This window comes from Paenibacillus sp. yr247, assembly GCF_900103825.1.
Lineage (GTDB): Bacteria > Bacillota > Bacilli > Paenibacillales > NBRC-103111 > Paenibacillus_E.
Genome location: NZ_FNIF01000021.1, coordinates 60,019 through 78,275, shown reverse-complemented (window position 1 = coordinate 78,275; position 18,257 = coordinate 60,019). Strand labels below are relative to the sequence as shown.

The following is an 18,257-nucleotide window of genomic DNA, read 5'->3' as shown; positions in this document are numbered from 1 at the left end:
AACGACAGCAAGATGTCATTGTCAAACAATCCGTTCGTAGGCTAGAGAGTCTTGGCTTTACCGTAACAATCTCAGCTCCCAACGCCTCATAATGCTCGCTCATATTAAAACATGAGACGCAGCCTTTTGAAAAAAACGTCATAGCTGCGCCTAGTTTCGTATTGCCATTTTTATTGCTCTGCTATGTGAGATTTTCAGGGTAGTTTAATCATCAGTTAGCTTACATATATAGAGTTGGACTGTGTAAGTGCTAAAAAACCAGGTCAAAGCCAAATAATTTGGCAATAATCCTTATGGTATATAGCACGAAAGTAACTGTCCCAATCAGAAAAAAAATCAAAGATGTTACTACAGCAGGTCGTGCAAGCGTCCCCAATATCGCATCCAATAATATAAAAATCCAGTCCAGATACCAAAACCGTAAAGTTTCTTTATCTGCTTTTTCTTCTTCGTACCTTCTTCCATGTTCAATAACATCTTTTAAAGTTCTATAACCAAAGAAACCACCACCAAGCATCATCACCAAGCCAATAGACCAGGCTAAAAGCAAATGCTCTAGGAAGGCTTCTTTTGCTTTAGATAGATTGAAATAAACAGTGATGAACTGCTTTGACAGTTCTTCTTCCCCATTATCGAGGTACATGGCAACAATTTTGGGCAAGTCTGCAATGCCATCACCAAAATAACCAGTGGTGAAGCTAAAATGCCACTTAACTATAACAGCCCCAGTACAATGATAGGCCTGGGGATATTGACGTTTACAATTAAATCCATCAAACCAGATTTCATAAATCTTCGTTAACTAGGATACGCCATCTAATTTTGAGAGGAGAACTATTTTATGATGTCTAATGCATTAACAATTTTTAATTGGAGTCTTTCACTTATCTTTGCAATCCTATCAACCCTTGCATTTCGTAGTGCACGAGTCTGGGGGATCGCGCTAGGCTTAATCTTATCTGAAGCAGTTATGGGCATCGGGGTATATTTTTTGAAGATATCCTTTGGAGTACAAGTTAATTTTGAAGGTACTGAAGCCTATGTCGAAGTGAACATCCTGTTACTCTTGATAGGCGCATTACTTGGGGCATACTTTGGGCGTCTACTTCGAAAAGAAAAGGAATAGTTTTCAAAAGATATGGATTAAACTTGATTGTAAAAAGCATTTAGCCCCTCACAAAAATTTGGATGAATTATTTAATGAATTATTGCAATTATAGTTGGGCAAACCTGAAATCCATTGCTGGACTTGACTTCTAGGAAAAAGGTAATTAGTTGATTCAAAGCGGTTTTGAGATCGAGATCTCTAATTTCGTCAGAGAACAGGAAAAACAAACCACCTAATGAGTGCTCATCATTTTGTTGGCGACGCTCCCCTTCAAGAACCAAATAACGTGAAAACACAATGGTGGTATGGCTGATTAGCATATCAGCGGCCTTGAAACTCTGTGCCCAACTTCAAATGCGATTTGGTGAATTTAAAGAAAGTTTCAATCCCCACGCGCATGCCGTAAATGCGAATGATTTCATTGGCATCCAGAGTTAGGTCCGTACTCAGTACAGCTTCGAACTGTCGAACAATTTGTCGTTTATTAAAAAGAGATGTAAAAAAAGCAATTTGGAAAGGTAGTGCTGTAAATGTTAAAAAAATCAGTTCCTTTAGTTTTGATGGTTGTATTAATTCTTGGAGTTTTATCTGCTTGTTCAAGTAAAACAAGTAATGATCAACCAGTTTCGTCAACAACAACTGCCTCAACAGACACAACAACAGTCAAGATTGATATGAATGAATTCAGTTTTTCACAAAATGAAATTAAGGTGAAACAAGGTGAGAAGATCCATTTTGTATTAACAAATTCGGGTAAATATGCGCATGATATCAATAGTGAAGAGCTCAAAATTGATATAGATGCAGACCCCGGAAAAACAACTGAAGCAGATTGGACAGCTCCACAAAAGGCAGGATCTTATCAAATCATTTGCGACAAACCGGGACATGCGGACAAAGGTATGAAAATGACATTGACTATCGAATAAAAGAATTATTATAAAGGCATTAACAAGAGTTGGACAAGCTATTACCTTGGTCGAAAACATTATCACTCACTTGCAGAATATTTTAGAAACAAGCATGATATAGGCCCTCTCCTTTCGCAAGGTGGGGGCCATTTGACGCTTACATACAAATCATCGAATATGTCTTCGGAAGCAGCCAATAAATTCTCGACCCATTCAGTATCTTTAGAGGTGATTACTGAATATTTTTTAGTTTAGCATCCTCCAACCAAAATCTAATTCTGTTGTAAACCAATCCGCCGAGTTGGTCTAGGAGAGGATTTTCACCAATTTTACACCAATATTTTAATTGGTAGAACGTAATAGGCATGTAATTTATACATGCACAATTTTAAGGCGCGAATGCAATGATAAACTCTTCCCAACCGGACACAACATCCCTGTTCGCATAAAGAACGGCGCCTAGGTTCAAATCGGCGGAGACGTATTTATTATTGGCCACCGCTTGAAGAGCCACTTTGCCGCTGCCTCGATCGATGATGCGGAACTTTTCCCAGGCTTGAATGGTTGTTGCCCTTGCGATAAGTTTAGTGCTCTGGTTCAGATCGGCCGTCACATAATTATTGTTGGCCTTGGACAAAAACGATACTGTTCCGTCCGAATTGTTAATAACGGTGAACTTCTCCCAATCCCCTACAGTCGTTCGGTTTGCGACCAACGGACTGGCCCCCGCGTTCTCGGCGGTTACGAATTGATTATTAGCCAATGCTTTGATGCTGGACGTGGCTGTAGGCGCTTGGCCTGAATACTTCATGACTACATTGATAAATCCTGTATTGGCTTGAAAAAAGCTCGTGGCGAATTTGCTCCATTTGGATGTAATCGTTGCGGTGCTGTCATTGTAAATATCCGGTACCAGATTTGTATTGTTATTGTAGTAACCCCAGTTCCCTCCCCCCGTCACTTTATACGACCAGTTCGACCAGGAAGCGTTTAATCCATTTAATCCCGCCAGCCATTTATCAATCAGATCGAGCTGCCCGAAGGCGAATTCGCCGGCGTAAACCGGGACGTTATAAGAGGTTTGATATTGAGCCATTTTGGAAAGCCAATTATCGATCATGGAATTGGTCAAATTCCAATCGTTAAAATTGGTAAAGTTATAATGGTGCGTCTCATAGACGACGTTCGTCCAGCCGTATGTAGACGGTGGCAAGGATTGTTCCCAATCAAAAAATGCCGCCACGATAACGATATGATCGGGATCTTTGGCGCGAACGGCATTGTACAGCCGGTTATAGTAATTATATTTTTGTTGGACCTGCGACGCATTTTCCGCCGCCCCTGAAGTAAGCAAAGGTTCGTTCATCAAATCGTATGCTGCAATCGTCGGATTGCCGTTATAATGGGTTGCAATGCGCTCCCAGATTTGTACCGTTCTATCCTGGTAGGTTGTATTAACCCATAGTTGATTCGAATTCGAAATCCCGCAGGATTGCCATGGACAATCCCCTCCTTGGATGCCGTGAAAATCCAAAATGACGTAAATGTTTCTTAGCGCGCTCTCGGTTACCAGCCAATCGAGTGATCTAAAGGATATGGAATCGGGTTTCATGCTGCCGTCCGGATTCATGAAATCTTCCCAATACATGGGCACGCGCACCACATTCAATCCCATATTCTTAATATTATCCAGATCGCTCGCTTGAATCCAGACATCATGATATCCGCCTTGCAGGCTATGATTAAGATCGGTTCCGAAACGATTCCACAAGGTTTGCGTCAGCGTAAACTGATCGGGCGTGTTCATAGGCGACATCCAAGCTTCCTGCAACAACCATCCGCCAAGGTTCGGGCCGCGAAGATTAACGATCGCTCCGGTTCCAGAATTGTTCTTAATCACTTTTCCGTTCGTTTTCAGAAAATCGGATGAACCGAATGCCGCATTAGCCACATTCTGCGGTGACACCGAAAATAGGAGTCCCGTTAAAATGACAAACGAAAGCAGTACAAATAACATCTTTCTTTTCATCAATGATCTCCTCCTTAAAGAATTGGGGAAAACTACAGAATCTAAAACGAAATTAAAATAAAATCGATATCAAAATTTCAACAGCCTCCTTTCGATGAAATCGATTACATTTATGAATATTAAACAGTTCGGAGATATATGAATGCTCCGTAATTCACATTTCGCAAAGGCTCAATAGTATGGATGTTCTTTGCTATGATACTGTTGAAATTGCCAACCCTAACTTCCAATAAACACCTTGACCCCGCAAGCCACGCGTTGAACAACTCGAACCGGGACGGCGACCGTACTTGAATAAAGGACGCGGAATGTCCGAAATATTTCGGGTAACCCGATCAGTCTGTTCTAATGCCATGCGAGAGCAATTTTTGCTCATTTGTTCAATGAAATGAATCATATTAAGACTTATAGTTTCCTAGGTACTTGACATTGTAATCCCTCCTTCCTTTCCCTATTTTACCAAGTAATAGAATAGTTTCATGTCGAATTAGCTTGTCGAACTGAAAAAAAGATGGCTTAAGTTCTTATTATTTAACTATGCTCCCTGAACAAAAAAGAAGCCACGCTAAAGCAGCTCCACTCCAAAGTTATCACATATTAGACTGTTAACCACAATGTCTTTGCCTTAACCCTCCATGTGGTTTACGTCTATGTTAATCCAGCGCAATAATTATTTTCAAAAGGGGTATTCAAAACTGTCATAATATACAAGTAAATATATATATCTTAATGAAATCGAATTCATTAAATTAAAGAATTTAAACCGTCATCATCTTAAAAAAGAAATCCGGTTGCAATTATTGTTGAAATCGATTTCAAATGTCCTGAAAAGGGGTGATGCGAACAAGCTTGGTATCACGGCTTAATGATTCAGTAATTTATGTTCCTATCAAGTAACTGGAAGTTTTTTATGATCGCCAAGACTTAGAAGGAAACCAATAATCCTTTTCTTTTGGTTTTTGTTTTACTTCTCTTCTTCAACACGAACCCCAGTGTCAAATTGAATAGCGCGATTGAGGCTCCGAATACACCTGGCGCCAAATTCCACGACATCACGGCAGTATCAGCCTGATCCATGAACGGTTGCTTCCCGGAAACCCTCTGGGCACTAACCACTTATTCTCACAGGTTACAATTACAAAACAGGAGGTTTCTTATGCTGGCATATATACGTGAAGCAAAAAAGAATCCATTCATCATTTGTTTTCTAATAGCAGCCTTACTATTCACACAGTTTTTATTACTTCCTTCTAAGACATGGGCAGCAACGACAATTCCCGGAAAAATCGAAGCTGAGAACTACAGCGCGATGTTCGGCGTCCAGACAGAACCGACGACCGACACGGGCGGCGGCCTTGACGTAGGCTGGATCGATACCGGTGATTGGATGGACTACAGCGTCAATGTGCCCAGTACGGACACTTATTCCGTTGAATTCAGAGTAGCAAGCATTAATTCGACGGGACAGGTCCAATTGCGCGACAGCGTGGGGAACGTCCTGACGACTGTCAATGTACCGAATACAGGCGGATGGCAGGCGTGGACAACCGTTAGTGCCTATGTAAACTTAGGGGCAGGCACCCAGACGTTAAGACTTTACGCATCATCCGGAGGATTTAACGTGAATTGGTTGAATTTTGCCACGTCTATCTCCACCATTATAGCGAATGCGAATAATAGCTTCGTAACCGCGGAAAATGCAGGGGCCAGCCCATTAGTTGCAAACCGGTCTCAAGCTGGAGATTGGGAAAAATTCAAAGTGATTAACAATTCAGATGGTACGGTATCGTTTTTATCTATCGCCAATAATAATTATGTAACAGCAGATTTGAACCAAGGATCCAAGCTGATCGCAAGAGCGACAACGATACAAGGCTGGGAAAAGTTCAGAATGATCGACCACGGCAATGGCAAAGTGGCTCTTCAAGCGCTGGCCAACAATCAATACGTATCCGCCGATTTGAATCAAGGCGCTGTTCTATATGCCAATAGAGGTACCGCTTCCGGGTGGGAAGAGTTTACGATTTCCACGTCTACAACCCCGCCGTCGTCTAGCGGATTTATCGTATCCGAGGCGCAGTTTAACCAGATCTTCCCGAACCGCAACCCGTTTTATACCTACTCAGGACTAGTTGCAGCTTTAAGTGCATACCCGGGCTTTACGACAACAGGCAGCACGACCGTCCAAAAACAAGAAGCGGCGGCTTTTCTGGCTAACGTTTCACATGAGACTGGAGGACTGTACTACATCGTTGAGCAAAATACGGCGAACTATCCATATTATTGTGCATCAAGCAGCCAGTATCCTTGTGCGCCTGGAAAGCAGTATTACGGTCGCGGCCCGCTACAATTGAGCTGGAATTACAATTACGGAGCGGCTGGCGCTGCCTTAGGACTTCCGCTTCTGTCGAATCCAGACCTTGTCGCTCAAGACTCCTCCGTAGCTTGGAAAACAGCGCTTTGGTTCTGGAACACGCAAACAGGCTCCGGAACGATGACGGCTCACAATGCGATGGTGAACTCAGTAGGATTCGGCGAAACGATCCGAACGATCAATGGTGCATTAGAGTGCAACGGAGGAAATCCAGGACAGGTACAAAGTCGTATTAACCTCTACCAGACGATTTGTTCGATTCTTGGCGTCAGTCCGGGCGTCAATCTCGGCTGCTAGACTGCCCGAAAACAATGAGGCTGTCTCAAAGTAGAATTTTTCTACTGGAGAGGCAGCCTTACTATTGGCAAAAGGAACTCTTTTGATTTATCCAGTGTTCACCGTATCAACCGAAGGCTTATGCCAGGTCTGTCAAATCTTTTGTGTAAACTCTTTTAAAAGACTTCTCCCCGAGGGGAGAAAAATTTTCAGCAGGCTTCAGATCCGCCGTTACCTTCTTCAAATCTTTGTAAGAGACTAGCGGGGTAGAATTGCGTATTTGGTGGATAATGCATTTTTGGATTTCTGTCTTTGGATAACAGGCCGAGATGGCTCGTGTGAAGCCGGTTAGATTGTCTACACAGGTAATGAGGATGTCCTGTACGCCACGATTCTTCAGGTCGTTTAGGACGCTTAACCAAAACTTGGCGGACTCGTTTTCACCGACCAACATGCCCAGTACATCCTTGCTTCCGTCCAGATCAATCCCAATCACCATGTAGGCTGCTTTGTTCACAATAGCTCCGTCTTGCTTCACTTTGAAGTGGATCGAAACACAACGGCATAAACGCCTTGCAGGGGGCGGTTCTGCCACTCCTTGATGAGTGGGATAATCTTGTTTGATACATTGGAAATAAGGGTTGGTGAGACTTCAATACCGTACATGTTTTCCAAGTGATCTTGAATGTCTCTGGTGCTAACTCCCTTGGCGTATAGGGCAATAATTTGGTCTTCAATGCCCGTTTACATTCAACTGATGCTTCTTGACCACAGCGGCTCAAACGTGAACGTCAAATAGACCCCACCTAGCATTCAGATAGGAGCCAGTATATGATGGATGAAGATTAAGAGGTCCAACAAGAATCAGGCAAAGAAGATGACCATGGCATAAATGGCTCCAGCGCCTTCGGGGCTTGGAGATCCGAAAGCTGCGGCAATTGCTCGAACAGGTACTTGAGGTATTCGAAGGGATGCAGCCCGTTTTCCTTTGCCGTCTCGATGACACTGTAAATCGACGCGCTAGACTGAGCTCCGCGCGGGGTATTCGCAAATAACCAGTTTTTGCGACCGATTACAAACGATTGGTTAAAAAAGTATTCATCAGCTGCTTTTTAGTAATACCCATGATACTCTTTTGATGAAACTATACACCGTGATTAATGACTAGAATATCCAATCGTCCGTATGATTTTATCGTTGTTTCTACAATAGCATGGCAGTTCTCCTCCCGTCTTAAATCTACAGGAACTGGCAAGCATTGACGTCCAAGATTATTAATAATTTGTTACGTTTCGGCCGCATCCTGGTGTCCATCAAGATAAGCAATGACAAGATAGGCACCTTCCTTTGCAAAAGCTATGGCGACAGCCCGACCAATTCCGCTGTCTCCCCCTGTAATAATTGCCACCTTATTATTCAACTTACTTCCCGCTGCCTTTATAAGTAGGATTTTCTGAAAGCGGGCGAGTGCTCTTAAGGTATTCATATCCTGGGTGCCTATCTTGATGCTAAAGCGGAAAGACAATCGGGACGTTGGTGCATTGCTGCTTCCAACCTATATATGGATAAATGAAATAAGTCATGGTTGTCACCTCACTGATTCAATTTCATATCTAAATTTATTCCGTTAAATTGATTAAATGCCTGTAATGAAAAAGTGGCAGCAAATCCAATATCTACATCTTCTAAGAAATCTCTTTTTACCAATTCGCAATATGCCGATCGGAATGCCTCCTTCCTTCAACAGTGCTAGTGGAAAATAATGTATATTAGTCTCGGCGAACATACTAAAGATACTTTTATTATTTTCTTTTTGTTTTGTCCACCGTAATGTTCCGCAATGCCTACGATGAGTGTGAGAGGCTTGTCGGGAATGGCCACTATGACTTGCCACTAATCCTTGTTAAAATATTCAACCAACAACACAATCAAGCCAAGAACAAACAATAGAATACTATCGCCGAGATTAAATAGAAAAAGCCGCCAAGCCGCTATGCGCCATCACATGTCTAAAAATGACATCAACAGCGGCTTGTTCGCATGCTTTTCCAATTATTGAATACATTTAAGTATTCGATAAACAGGAGGACACAAGTCATGTCACAACACGGGCAATCGTTCATGAGAGGTACGCTGGTCTTGTCTGTCGCTGCTTTCATCAACCGTATTCTCGGTTTTATCAGCGGCATGTATATCGCTCGCGTACTGGGCGCAGAGGGAATCGGCATCTTGATGATGGCGCATCCGCTCGTCCCGCTCGTCATTACGATTACGGAGCTTGGATTGCCGGTGGCAATTTCAAAGTTGGTCGCAGAGGCCCACGCTCGCGGCGAACGGATGAAAGTGAGGCGCATCCTGCATGTCTCGCTCGCTGTTACGAGCGTCTTGAGCGTAGCGCTCACGACCATATCGTTACTTGGATCTGAGTGGATCGCATCCATTCTGCTAAGCGACCAACGCGCTTATTACGCGATGCTGGCGATTACGCCGATCGCACCGATCGTCGCTGTCTCCGCCGTATTAAAGGGATATTTCCGCGGCATGCAGCAGATGAAGACCATTGCCGCTTCCGATGTGCTGGAGCATACGGTTCAAATCGCCTGTGTACTTGCGCTGGTCAACCTATTGCTGCCTTACGGCGTCGCTTATGCGGCTGCCGGAGCAATGGCCGCCTCTGTTGTCAGCGAAGCCATCAGTCTCCTATTCCTGGTGACAAGCTACAAGCTATACGGTGAATCGAAGATGCCGGGCGAGACTTGGGCAAGCAACCTGAAACAAGGAAGAAGCACACTCGGCGAGCTGCTGCAGATCGGACTGCCGACGACCGGGCACGGTGTCATTCATTCGTTATACAGCACCTTCCAACCGCTTCTTATTACAACCAGCCTCGCGCTGGCCGGCATTGGCACGGCGTTAGCCACGAAGCAATTCGGCCTGCTGGCCGGCTATGCGTTTCCGATGCTGTTCATGCCAAGCTTTATCACGCAGTCCTTGTCCACCGCTCTCATTCCTGCGATTGGCGAAGCAGCAGCGAACAAGAACAGTCTGCTCATACATGAGCGGATGAATCAGGCTATGAACTTGGGACTCCTAATCGGCGCGCCGGCGACCGTTATCCTGTACGAGTGGGCAACTCCATTAACGACACTTGTCTATAATGCGCCGGAAGCAGGATTGCTTCTGAAAATATTGGCGCCGATGTTTTTCCTACATTATTTCGACGCTCCGCTTCATGCGATTCTGCTCGGGCTCGGCCGCGCGAAAGCTACGCTGTGGAATTACGTAATAGCCACCGTATTCAAGGGTGTCTCGATCTTCGTGTTCGGCAGCCAATTTGGTATTATTGGCGTTGCGTACGGCATAGGTATTGGCATTGTGATGCAAACACTGCTGAACTTCTTTTCCATCTCAAGCTCGATCGGATTTTATTGGAGTATTCGTCCTTATGTCAAGGTTGGCATCTGCATGATGCTGATGGTGATATGCGGACACTGGACCTATAGCTATTTTGCCAGCCATGGTATGCCGCAGTTATGGTGCGTAATCACTTCAATCGTGTGTTCCTTGTTACTTTATTTCGCCGCACTCGTATTGACGGGTACATTGAAGTGGAAAAGTACGCGCCACCGATTTTCGATTCCATGGTAAGTTTACTTGAAATAGAAAAAGCAGCCATGATCGGCTGCTTTTTCACTGCTGGCTTAAAGCGTAAAGTTCTTTTTCCATGTTAATTCATTGCCTTGCTCATTACCACTGAATAATTTTCCCTTCTGAATTGAACATAGTGGTCACGGAATGGTGTTTATCGGCAGTAACTGGATGTGTTGAGCCCACGCGCCTTTCGAATTACAAATCCGTCAGATTTCTTGTCTGGAATAAATCTGAATAAGGAAAACTCGTCAAATTGGTAATTTGCAAAGTTAATTAGTGACTGATCTTTATCAAGCAATGTTTGGTCCAGGTCAAAATGACTGTATCAACTTTATTCAAAATAGCACCCCCATAATCATTAACGTAAGACAATTCCGAAGCCAAAACTAACGATTATTAATAAGCTGTTTCCACTCATTCCAAGCATTTTGATACTGGTTTAGATCTTTCGGATGATGCAATAGGCATGTAGCTATACGAAAGTACAATGCCACAATCATATCTTCTTTTAATTCATGTGTATCAATCGGTTCAATGTCCATTTGTTCAACCACGCTCAATAATATTGGGTAGTGTAGGCCATCTGGTGACGAGCAGAATGCATACAAAACATCGTACAGTAGACGACCTAATCTAGGAATTGGGTCTATAATTCCATGTAACTTTCCGTTTTGAAATAAAAAATTATGAACGCCAAAGTCTCCGTGTAGCACATAAAGACCGTTTGGGGATACCCGTTCTACTCGACGCATATGAATATCCTTTACCAGATTATGATCCTCTTCATTTAGATGAGATCCGATGATGGATTGGGAATAATTAATATCATGAGCAACACGTTTTGGTTCCTCTACCCATTCATAATCATCAGATGGTTCCGGTCGTACATAGTACCGATTCATTAGTTTTGTCAGATCGGACATGAGTTCCTGTTTCATTTTACGATTATAACTAGTTTCCCCTGGAATAAAGTCATAGATAAAATATCGATATTCTGGATCTACATATTTAATTTTTGGTAACAAAGGTATTTCATGATAGATTTGATAAAATCGAGTCTCTGCAGCAATTCGTTCCGGTTTATTCGATTTGACTATAAATATATTTGGTAAATCTAAAGTGCCGATTACACCAACAGTGCTATCGGTACCCCCATTTAATTCGTTCCAATGGCAAATGGACTCTGAGAAAATTCGATTCTGTATAATTTCATTCATGATTTTCTTTAACATACAATAACCTCCTTATGGAAGATAATATTATATTAGGTTCGTTATCGTAATGAAGCTACCGATCATGCCGGCAGCTTCATCAAAGGTGAGTATTGGGCTATAGTTCCCGTTAGCATTAATCTGCAACGATATGGATTAGATATCATACACGTTGATATCTATAGTAGTCTTGTACATGTACCACTTTGAATCCAACCGATTTATATAACCCAAGAGCATGGTCGTTTTTCGTTTCGACTTCTAAGTATATCGAGTATCCGGTCGAGCCTTGCTCTTGAATGACTCGGCGCAGCACTTTTCTGCCTCTTCTTTTGCCTTGGTGTTCTGGCAAAATGGAAAATCCATAAATCCACGGTTGCCCCTCTTCTCGGCTCACCCGAATCTTCCCGACTGTTTCATCGTTGACGTCAATCATGAGCATCTCAGTGTTATCCTCGAAGACCTTGCTTTCCATCGCTCTGGCGTCTTTTTCATCCAAACCGAACGCCGAAACGGATAATCGTACACGCATCTCGTAATCTTCTAATGTTGCTTGCCTCAGAATAATACTGTCCGTTTCTTCAATAGGCTGTTTTTGCCACTCCATCCATTTGATACTCAGAAAATGCATACTCGGCACCTTGTTTACTCAAAAAAGCATGTACCGCCTCTGATCCCGCTGATGCATTCAACAAGATTTTCTTGTATCCGTTTTGTTCGACTCTTTCCATTCCTTGTTGGAATAATCGATCGAAATGCCCCTTTCGTCGTTCACTTGGTTTCACCATGCCGCATACTTCAACAGTAGAACCAAAAGCATATAAACCTAAAAAGGCTATAAGTTCGTCATTTTCATAATAAAAAAAATCCAACTGATCAGATTCGCGGTTTTTAAGCATTTCCCAGTTAAGCTTCAGCTGTAAATGATCATGAGTTTTACACTCTTTTTGCAGTAGACTATGATGTCATCAAGCCAAAAATATGCCATGCTGGTACACGGTGAGCATGATCAATTAGACAAGCCACCTCTATTTTAGGAAGGTAACGGAAGAATTCCCGAAAAAATTATCGTGATTTATTATCTTTCATTCGTTTATCGCATTCCATTCATATCAAGCTAACATTTGGGAAAAATTGGCCTTGACGTATACTTTTCGCATAAAATAAACATGATAACATCGATGCATTTAGGTCTCTAAGTAAACCTAGTTTACCATTCATACTATAAGGAAGCGGAAGTTAACTTATTGAATGGACGGAGATACATATTTTTAACGAAGCGGAAACGATGAAGATGAATAATATTAGCCCGGAACTGAAGGAAAAGCTTGAACTACTGGCGGCCGAAAGCGGCTTAGAGACTCAGGATGCGTTCATAAAGCATCTGGCGGCGCTGTACGAACTGAAACAACTCAAGGTTGGTAACGGCAGCGGATATGCGAAGCAAATCGAAGAGCTAGAGTATCACACGCGTCGGAGCATAGAACTATTCGTCGGCATGATAAAAACGGAGGCGGCAGAACGAATTGAGCTTTCCAAACGTCACGACGAAACGCTCGGGGATCGCGCCGCGACAATAGTAGCTCAGGAGCTAGTAATTATCGATTTACAGAAAGTGAGGAAGCAGCAGACCGAAGAATTGGCCCGACTACGTGACGAAATCGCGATGCTCAAGCAACAACTGAAGCCGGACGACGGAAGGATGCCTCCCTCCAAAAGATAAAATTATTGGCAATCTTAATTTCGGAAAAATCCATGGAGGTCTTTTCTTATGTCTGGATTGGAAAAGAAGGAAGATGTGAATATCGACATTGTTAACATACTTACCATTAATGATGGCATAGTCAAAGAAGTGTCGAAAATAGGTAGAGGAAATCACGAAAAAACAGAAGTAAAAGAAGGGGGAGCAAAAAGGATAGAAGAACAAGATGATATAAAAGAAATTTATGGGCTTGGTGATAATGATGAATATGCTGGATAGCAATATTTTAAGTTATGAGGCATAATACCAATCGTTTTTTTATTTTTCACATATATGTTTACAGATGGTCTAAGTTTCATTATTAAATCCCACGCTGAACCATCGTCTGAAAATCTTTTCTTCAAGAGGCAGTACCACAACTGGTATCCCTGATTATTTATCAATATTGCCCGTTGACATCGTCTTGTAAACCACATGAGTCCAGCACATCCTGATTCCACTCCTCCTGGTCGGTTTTTAACACAAACCCGGGAAAGCATTATGTACCCCCACAGACTTGCTGAGGGGGTATTATTCCTAGGCTCAGCTGAATAATATTAAACGTTAGGTGCCGATGATGGTTTACATTATGACAAGGACCTGTGTGTCATTTGTGTCACATACCATATAGTTATCTTTTCTACCGTCAATACAATAAGTTTGGATTTTCATTACTCTTAAATAGTAACCACCAAGTTTTTATATGGTGTTATAAGTCCCCACACGCAATCAATTATAAATGAAGAACTAACTTTCAACTCGGATCTCGGATTTCTTTTAAGAACAAAAACACGATAACGCAATAACAGACCGCCGTAAGCAGTCTGTCATTGTATTTGGAACTAACGTTTTTTCTTTAGTTCAACATAAAGTACTAAGAAACACATTATTTTTTTACGGGCACCGGGGCTTCTCAGGTTTTAATGGTTTATATTCCCATATTACTTCACACTCGCTGGCTCTACCAGGCGGTGTCTGAACCATCGCTCCCCGCGATAACGCCACAGGAAGATAGCACCACGCACTCCCCACTCCAATTGCATAGCCGCCCACACCCCGAACACCCCGTAGTTTAGCGTGATACCAAACACATAGCCGAGCACAACCCGAAACAACCACATGGTCAGCATCGAAGAGATAGAGGTGAAACGAGAATCCCCCGCTGCTCGCAACGCGCCTGGCAGCAGAAAACTGATCGGCCATAGAGGGATTTGGGCTAAGATATTGACCAGCATAATGAGATACAGATTATCCATGATTTCGGCTGGTGGGCGGAACAGACTAACCAGAGGCTTAAAGAACGGGATTAAAATAAGTCCCGTCACCACAAAGGAGCCAGACGCCAGCCACAGAAACGACCTCGTAAATTTGCGGGCATCCTGAATATTCCCCCTACCTATGCATTGCCCTACCACCGTGACTAGTGCTGTAGACAATGCGATGGCGGGGATTTGTAAAAGCATAGCGAATACGGAACTGATGGCATTAGTTGCAATCGCGTAAGTGCCTAGACTGACGATGTAGATTTGGGTTAACATTTTCCCCCCGTTAAAGAACAGCTGCTCCGCAGCGAATGGCAGCCCGATGAACATGATTTTCTTAAACATGGAAAAATTCCAGTCCATCAATTCCTTAAGACGAATTCGCAGGCTGTCATCCATACGGAGCAGGTAGAACAATGCGCATGCCGCTGCCAAATAACGAGAAATATTCGCGGCTACGCTCAAACCTAGAACTCCCATTTCCAAAAAATGGACGAACAAGACGTTCAGCAATACGTAAGAAAGGTTCAGGATTAGGGACAACCCCAATGTCACTCTAGTCCTACCGATCCCCCTCAGCGCTCCGCTGACCGCTTCCTTGAACGCGATCCCGAGGTAAGATAAAGCACTTCCCACAAGGTAAGTGCCGGCATGGCCAAACACCTCCGGATCCGCCGTTCCAAAGAGAAACTTCAGGATGGGATGATAAAATAAGAGGACTACCAGGCTGAGCGTCACCGCAACCAAAGTCACAGCGGAAAGCGAAGCCGCCGCTGCCTTGGATACCATCTTGTCATTCCCGCTGCCCTTGTACTGCGCCACCACTACCGTGCCTCCAGTCGCCAAGGCGACAAAGACATTAACCAGGAAGAGATTGAGCGAGTCGACCATACTTACTGCGCTGATCGCCGCCACCCCCGACGAACTGATCATCGCGGTGTTCACCAAACTTAAGCCGACGAGGAAGGCCTGGTCGATGAGGATCGGGAGAAGCAGTGATATGACCTGTCGGTAATCAATAGATTCCCCTGAAAGATATTTGTTCAAAAAAGCATGGCATCGAGCCTTATAATTAAACGGAATCATACTAGTTTCACTTCCCATCCGAAAACGTTCGAAGTCGCCACAACTGCGGGAATAAATACATTCATAAACCGGCTATCGCGATCGTCCCAATCCCTCCGAGGTATGCAACCGACACTGCACCCTCGAAACCGGCCAGTGTGCAGGTTTCGAATTCCCCTAGCTGATTCGCGGTGTCGACGATGAGCGAATTAACCGCGCTAACCCGGCCACGTATCTCGGATTCCAACTTCAATGTTCACTAAATTCAAACCACCTTCTTGAGTTCTCGTTCGCCATAAAATTAAAATCATACCAACAATATTCAACACTTAACCCCGCTATCCTGCCTGATCGTAGTTGAATAGCAAAAAAAGGACCCACAGCAGCGGGCTGAGGGTCTAAACTTAATATTTTAAAGGGGGTCGACTTTTATTATAAGTTTGATTCATTGATGCCACATGAGTGAACAACTTATGGAGCATATAATCTATGCTTGATTTTGATTTTACGATTAAACCGATGATAAATCGCAATAGACGCCGGACGAATGCGATGTATCCAGAAAAGGAAGGCGTCTGGGAAGAGTTTGAAGCTAGTCATACAGGTGAGTAATATCTCGATGGGAAGGTCATCATCGACCATTTTGAAGGAATATTCCCGGATGGTGAAGTCAGAAAAGGGATGATGATACTCGCTTATGACGAGGAAACGAAGCAGTGGTCGTTGGCATGGCTGGATAATCGCAACCCTCATGATTTTAGACCGCTGATCGGAAAGTTTGATAATGGAATCGGAGTGTTTAATCAAGTGGTAGAAACACCAGACGGAAAGCCGCTGCACATGAGATTCACTTGGGATGAGATCACGGAGAATACGGCTCGCTGGCAACAGGCCTTTTCGTTTGATGGCGGCAACAACTGGGATACCAATTGGATTATGGAGTTTACGAGAAGTTAAACACTCACGCACCGTTGCTTCTTGTAGGTATTTCATCTATAACCTAATTATTTAATGGCCGTCCTCCGGATGCCCTCACGGCAAAAGCGCGCCCTAGCGGTTGATTATACACTACCCTACGGTGTGCTATCTTAGCCTGGCTCCCAATTAAAATCTTTTTAACCAGTCCATGTTGGTATCTACTGTTTCCATATATCTCTGTCCTACGAGCACGCCGGTATGAGTTGTGTTCCAAAGCCCTTTATATGCAGCAAGGAAGTGCTCCGCTGTCACCCTACCCCGACGGTCGTCATCATCACAGTTTACTGCTTTGATAACCAAGCACGGGCAAGAAATTAAACTGCTGTTTATTGATATACCCTTTGCTTCGTTTGAAAAAGAAAAAGCGCTAAATGCCTTTGACGACTCCATTGTCAGATACTTTCTTTGAAATTCAATGTCATCTGCCGTTTCATCTATGCTTGAAAGATCTTCACGGGCTGGGGCAGGCAATATGTTACCGAGTGTCATCTGGGCTAATTCTTTGTATGGTACTACTTCATGAACTTTTCTGCTTATGACTGAATCGATCAAACCAATCCTGCGATCTCGACGGTTTCAGCCAACTTCTGGCTCAAGATCCCCCCCATGCTAAATCCAATAAGAATCGGCGAAACACCACACTCAGCGATAACCTCTTTAATATCCTCCAAATAATCCTCGAAAGTTATCTTAGTCATATCCAGCAGCCTGCTTTTGTAGTGACTTCTCAAGTTCATGACATAGGCATTCCCACCCTTCGCTGATAAAATGAGGAATGTATTTGCTCCACATCCAACTTCCTGTGTAGGCACCGTGTACAAAAAGCAAAGGGGGCCTTTTTTTAGTTTCTTTCGGGAGGTTTTCCCCTTCGAATATCTCTAAAAATAAATCGTTTTCCCCAATGTATTTCTCCGTATGATCGGGCAATTCTTTCGTTAAATCTTTAACGATTATTTCCTCCTCGCAATTTAATTTGACACCAAGCTATTTATTGAAAAAAAATTTAAAAGTTGTAATAAATCTTTTTTAAAACATTAATCAGATCTTCTTTTTCTTTTTCAGAGATTTTTTAAGTAAAACACGTCTAACATTTCTTTAGATATTGATTCAAAGATTGGTTTCAGTTCACTCCCCTTATGGGTTAAAGCAACATAAACAACCCTCGTGTCCTCTTTGTCCCTTTCCTTTGTCACATATCCAAGCCGGACCAACTTGTCAACAAGTGCTGTGACTGTAGATTTATCCTTATTAATCCCTTTAGAAATGTCCGCCATAGTGAGTCTGGGCTTCTTAAATAGCGCATAGATGATATCACCATGCGAAGTGCCAATACCGTCTATCCCATACTTCACCATCTCTGCTACAATAAACCGATCTTAGTACGCTTCCCATGTAACTTTTTTCATGTAAATTATATTTCTATACTTTTTATTATGTGACTTTAGTGGTAATCGGACGATATTCTATGTCCAGCTCGGCAATCGGATCATATTCTTGACATTGAGAAATGATAAGAACTATATCCCATTCCCGGCCTGGTTTGGCGTGATCTCGGTTATTTCTAGCCTCATTGAAACGACAACTGAGATAGAAGTAAAATAAACAAAAAAAATGCTCTCTATCCCATTACAGGACAGATGGCATTTTATTT

18 protein-coding genes and 3 pseudogenes are annotated in these 18,257 nt (G+C 43.1%); 8 read left to right on the top strand and 13 right to left on the bottom strand.

Annotated elements, in window-relative coordinates; genetic code table 11:
• Nucleotides 1-250: 250 nt before the first annotated feature.
• Entirely contained in the window at nucleotides 251-661 is a 411-nt protein-coding gene (locus BLT91_RS31935) for a hypothetical protein (protein WP_090825617.1), read from the bottom strand.
• Between the two features lie 180 nt (nucleotides 662-841).
• On the opposite strand from BLT91_RS31935, the gene BLT91_RS23855 reads away from it, so the two are divergent.
• Together BLT91_RS23855 and BLT91_RS23845 are read left to right on the top strand one after the other, a co-directional pair.
• A complete protein-coding gene (locus tag BLT91_RS23855; RefSeq protein WP_090825615.1) occupies nucleotides 842-1,126 on the top strand; it encodes a hypothetical protein in 285 nt (94 codons plus the stop codon).
• Nucleotides 1,127-1,638: 512 nt separating this feature from the next.
• Complete coding sequence (locus BLT91_RS23845) at nucleotides 1,639-2,037, top strand: cupredoxin domain-containing protein (protein ID WP_090825612.1); 399 nt, start codon at nucleotides 1,639-1,641, stop codon at nucleotides 2,035-2,037.
• A gap of 370 nt (nucleotides 2,038-2,407) precedes the next feature.
• Here BLT91_RS23845 and BLT91_RS23840 read toward each other — a convergent pair whose 3' ends face one another.
• Nucleotides 2,408-4,048, bottom strand: coding sequence for a cellulase family glycosylhydrolase (locus tag BLT91_RS23840; protein ID WP_254777110.1), 1,641 nt, complete (start codon nucleotides 4,046-4,048; stop codon nucleotides 2,408-2,410).
• Between the two features lie 924 nt (nucleotides 4,049-4,972).
• Nucleotides 4,973-5,125, bottom strand: a complete 153-nt coding sequence (locus tag BLT91_RS31925) for a hypothetical protein (protein ID WP_175532492.1) — start codon at nucleotides 5,123-5,125, stop codon at nucleotides 4,973-4,975.
• 79 nt (nucleotides 5,126-5,204) lie between these two features.
• Here BLT91_RS31925 and BLT91_RS33135 point away from each other — a divergent pair, with 79 nt between their 5' ends.
• Nucleotides 5,205-6,719, top strand: coding sequence for a glycoside hydrolase family 19 protein (locus BLT91_RS33135; protein ID WP_254777109.1), 1,515 nt, complete (start codon nucleotides 5,205-5,207; stop codon nucleotides 6,717-6,719).
• Between the two features lie 196 nt (nucleotides 6,720-6,915).
• Here the strand turns inward: BLT91_RS33135 and BLT91_RS23830 are convergent.
• The 3 pseudogenes from BLT91_RS23830 to BLT91_RS33130 form a co-directional block, all read right to left on the bottom strand.
• Nucleotides 6,916-7,470, bottom strand: a pseudogene (locus BLT91_RS23830) (IS256 family transposase); the annotation flags it as partial.
• Between the two features lie 73 nt (nucleotides 7,471-7,543).
• Nucleotides 7,544-7,783 (bottom strand): annotated as a pseudogene (locus BLT91_RS23825) (transposase domain-containing protein); the annotation flags it as partial.
• Between the two features lie 59 nt (nucleotides 7,784-7,842).
• Nucleotides 7,843-8,184: pseudogene (locus BLT91_RS33130) on the bottom strand (SDR family NAD(P)-dependent oxidoreductase).
• A gap of 611 nt (nucleotides 8,185-8,795) precedes the next feature.
• Here BLT91_RS33130 and spoVB point away from each other — a divergent pair.
• Nucleotides 8,796-10,346, top strand: a complete 1,551-nt coding sequence (gene spoVB / locus BLT91_RS23815) for a stage V sporulation protein B (RefSeq protein WP_090825603.1) — start codon at nucleotides 8,796-8,798, stop codon at nucleotides 10,344-10,346.
• Nucleotides 10,347-10,735: 389 nt separating this feature from the next.
• Here the strand turns inward: spoVB and BLT91_RS23810 are convergent, their stop codons facing one another.
• The 3 genes from BLT91_RS23810 to BLT91_RS33120 form a co-directional block, all read right to left on the bottom strand.
• Nucleotides 10,736-11,581, bottom strand: a complete 846-nt coding sequence (locus BLT91_RS23810) for an aminoglycoside phosphotransferase family protein (RefSeq protein WP_090825600.1) — start codon at nucleotides 11,579-11,581, stop codon at nucleotides 10,736-10,738.
• 142 nt (nucleotides 11,582-11,723) lie between these two features.
• On the bottom strand, nucleotides 11,724-12,167 hold the full coding sequence (locus BLT91_RS33125) for a GNAT family N-acetyltransferase (RefSeq protein ID WP_254777108.1): 444 nt from the start codon (nucleotides 12,165-12,167) through the stop codon (nucleotides 11,724-11,726).
• Nucleotides 12,142-12,459 carry a GNAT family N-acetyltransferase gene (locus tag BLT91_RS33120; protein WP_254777107.1) on the bottom strand — a complete coding sequence of 106 codons (318 nt, stop codon included), beginning with the start codon at nucleotides 12,457-12,459 and terminating at the stop codon, nucleotides 12,142-12,144. The genes BLT91_RS33125 and BLT91_RS33120 overlap by 26 nt, the downstream gene beginning before the upstream one ends.
• 389 nt (nucleotides 12,460-12,848) lie before the next feature.
• On the opposite strand from BLT91_RS33120, the gene BLT91_RS23800 reads away from it, so the two are divergent.
• Nucleotides 12,849-13,283 (top strand): hypothetical protein, encoded by a 435-nt coding sequence (locus tag BLT91_RS23800; protein ID WP_090825597.1) that lies wholly within the window; start codon nucleotides 12,849-12,851, stop codon nucleotides 13,281-13,283.
• 48 nt (nucleotides 13,284-13,331) lie between these two features.
• Nucleotides 13,332-13,541, top strand: a complete 210-nt coding sequence (locus tag BLT91_RS23795) for a hypothetical protein (protein ID WP_090825594.1) — start codon at nucleotides 13,332-13,334, stop codon at nucleotides 13,539-13,541.
• Nucleotides 13,542-14,242: 701 nt separating this feature from the next.
• Here BLT91_RS23795 and BLT91_RS23790 read toward each other — a convergent pair.
• The gene (locus BLT91_RS23790) at nucleotides 14,243-15,649 is read right to left on the bottom strand and encodes an MATE family efflux transporter (protein ID WP_090825591.1); all 1,407 of its coding nucleotides are present in this window, start codon (nucleotides 15,647-15,649) and stop codon (nucleotides 14,243-14,245) included.
• Nucleotides 15,650-16,117: 468 nt separating this feature from the next.
• Between BLT91_RS23790 and BLT91_RS33640 the strand changes: the two genes are divergently transcribed.
• Both BLT91_RS33640 and BLT91_RS23785 read left to right on the top strand, forming a co-directional pair.
• Entirely contained in the window at nucleotides 16,118-16,240 is a 123-nt protein-coding gene (locus BLT91_RS33640) for a hypothetical protein (protein ID WP_302847540.1), read from the top strand.
• Between the two features lie 69 nt (nucleotides 16,241-16,309).
• Nucleotides 16,310-16,585, top strand: a complete 276-nt coding sequence (locus BLT91_RS23785) for a hypothetical protein (RefSeq protein ID WP_090825588.1) — start codon at nucleotides 16,310-16,312, stop codon at nucleotides 16,583-16,585.
• A gap of 147 nt (nucleotides 16,586-16,732) precedes the next feature.
• Here the strand turns inward: BLT91_RS23785 and BLT91_RS33115 are convergent, their stop codons facing one another.
• The 3 genes from BLT91_RS33115 to BLT91_RS23775 all read right to left on the bottom strand — a co-directional run bounded on the left by BLT91_RS33115 (nucleotide 16,733) and on the right by BLT91_RS23775 (nucleotide 17,961).
• Nucleotides 16,733-17,158: a hypothetical protein gene (locus BLT91_RS33115; RefSeq protein WP_254777106.1), complete on the bottom strand. Its 426-nt coding sequence runs from the start codon at nucleotides 17,156-17,158 to the stop codon at nucleotides 16,733-16,735.
• Entirely contained in the window at nucleotides 17,155-17,304 is a 150-nt protein-coding gene (locus tag BLT91_RS33110; RefSeq protein ID WP_254777105.1) for an alpha/beta hydrolase, read from the bottom strand. Before BLT91_RS33110 ends, BLT91_RS33115 begins: the two co-directional genes overlap by 4 nt.
• Nucleotides 17,305-17,664: 360 nt before the next feature.
• Nucleotides 17,665-17,961, bottom strand: coding sequence for a MarR family winged helix-turn-helix transcriptional regulator (locus BLT91_RS23775; protein WP_254777104.1), 297 nt, complete (start codon nucleotides 17,959-17,961; stop codon nucleotides 17,665-17,667).
• Nucleotides 17,962-18,257 lie beyond the last annotated feature (296 nt).

Coding starts and splice junctions, on each gene's coding strand:
- BLT91_RS23855 (WP_090825615.1), top strand. CDS start 842: ATGATGTCTAATGCATTAACAATTTTTAATTGGAGTCTTTCACTTATC.
- BLT91_RS23845 (WP_090825612.1), top strand. CDS start 1,639: ATGTTAAAAAAATCAGTTCCTTTAGTTTTGATGGTTGTATTAATTCTT.
- BLT91_RS23840 (WP_254777110.1), bottom strand. CDS start 4,048: ATGAAAAGAAAGATGTTATTTGTACTGCTTTCGTTTGTCATTTTAACG.
- BLT91_RS31925 (WP_175532492.1), bottom strand. CDS start 5,125: ATGGATCAGGCTGATACTGCCGTGATGTCGTGGAATTTGGCGCCAGGT.
- BLT91_RS33135 (WP_254777109.1), top strand. CDS start 5,205: ATGCTGGCATATATACGTGAAGCAAAAAAGAATCCATTCATCATTTGT.
- spoVB (WP_090825603.1), top strand. CDS start 8,796: ATGTCACAACACGGGCAATCGTTCATGAGAGGTACGCTGGTCTTGTCT.
- BLT91_RS23810 (WP_090825600.1), bottom strand. CDS start 11,581: ATGTTAAAGAAAATCATGAATGAAATTATACAGAATCGAATTTTCTCA.
- BLT91_RS33125 (WP_254777108.1), bottom strand. CDS start 12,167: ATGGAGTGGCAAAAACAGCCTATTGAAGAAACGGACAGTATTATTCTG.
- BLT91_RS33120 (WP_254777107.1), bottom strand. CDS start 12,459: ATGCTTAAAAACCGCGAATCTGATCAGTTGGATTTTTTTTATTATGAA.
- BLT91_RS23800 (WP_090825597.1), top strand. CDS start 12,849: ATGAAGATGAATAATATTAGCCCGGAACTGAAGGAAAAGCTTGAACTA.
- BLT91_RS23795 (WP_090825594.1), top strand. CDS start 13,332: ATGTCTGGATTGGAAAAGAAGGAAGATGTGAATATCGACATTGTTAAC.
- BLT91_RS23790 (WP_090825591.1), bottom strand. CDS start 15,649: ATGATTCCGTTTAATTATAAGGCTCGATGCCATGCTTTTTTGAACAAA.
- BLT91_RS33640 (WP_302847540.1), top strand. CDS start 16,118: ATGCTTGATTTTGATTTTACGATTAAACCGATGATAAATCGCAATAGA.
- BLT91_RS23785 (WP_090825588.1), top strand. CDS start 16,310: ATGATGATACTCGCTTATGACGAGGAAACGAAGCAGTGGTCGTTGGCA.
- BLT91_RS33110 (WP_254777105.1), bottom strand. CDS start 17,304: ATGACTAAGATAACTTTCGAGGATTATTTGGAGGATATTAAAGAGGTT.
- BLT91_RS23775 (WP_254777104.1), bottom strand. CDS start 17,961: ATGGTGAAGTATGGGATAGACGGTATTGGCACTTCGCATGGTGATATC.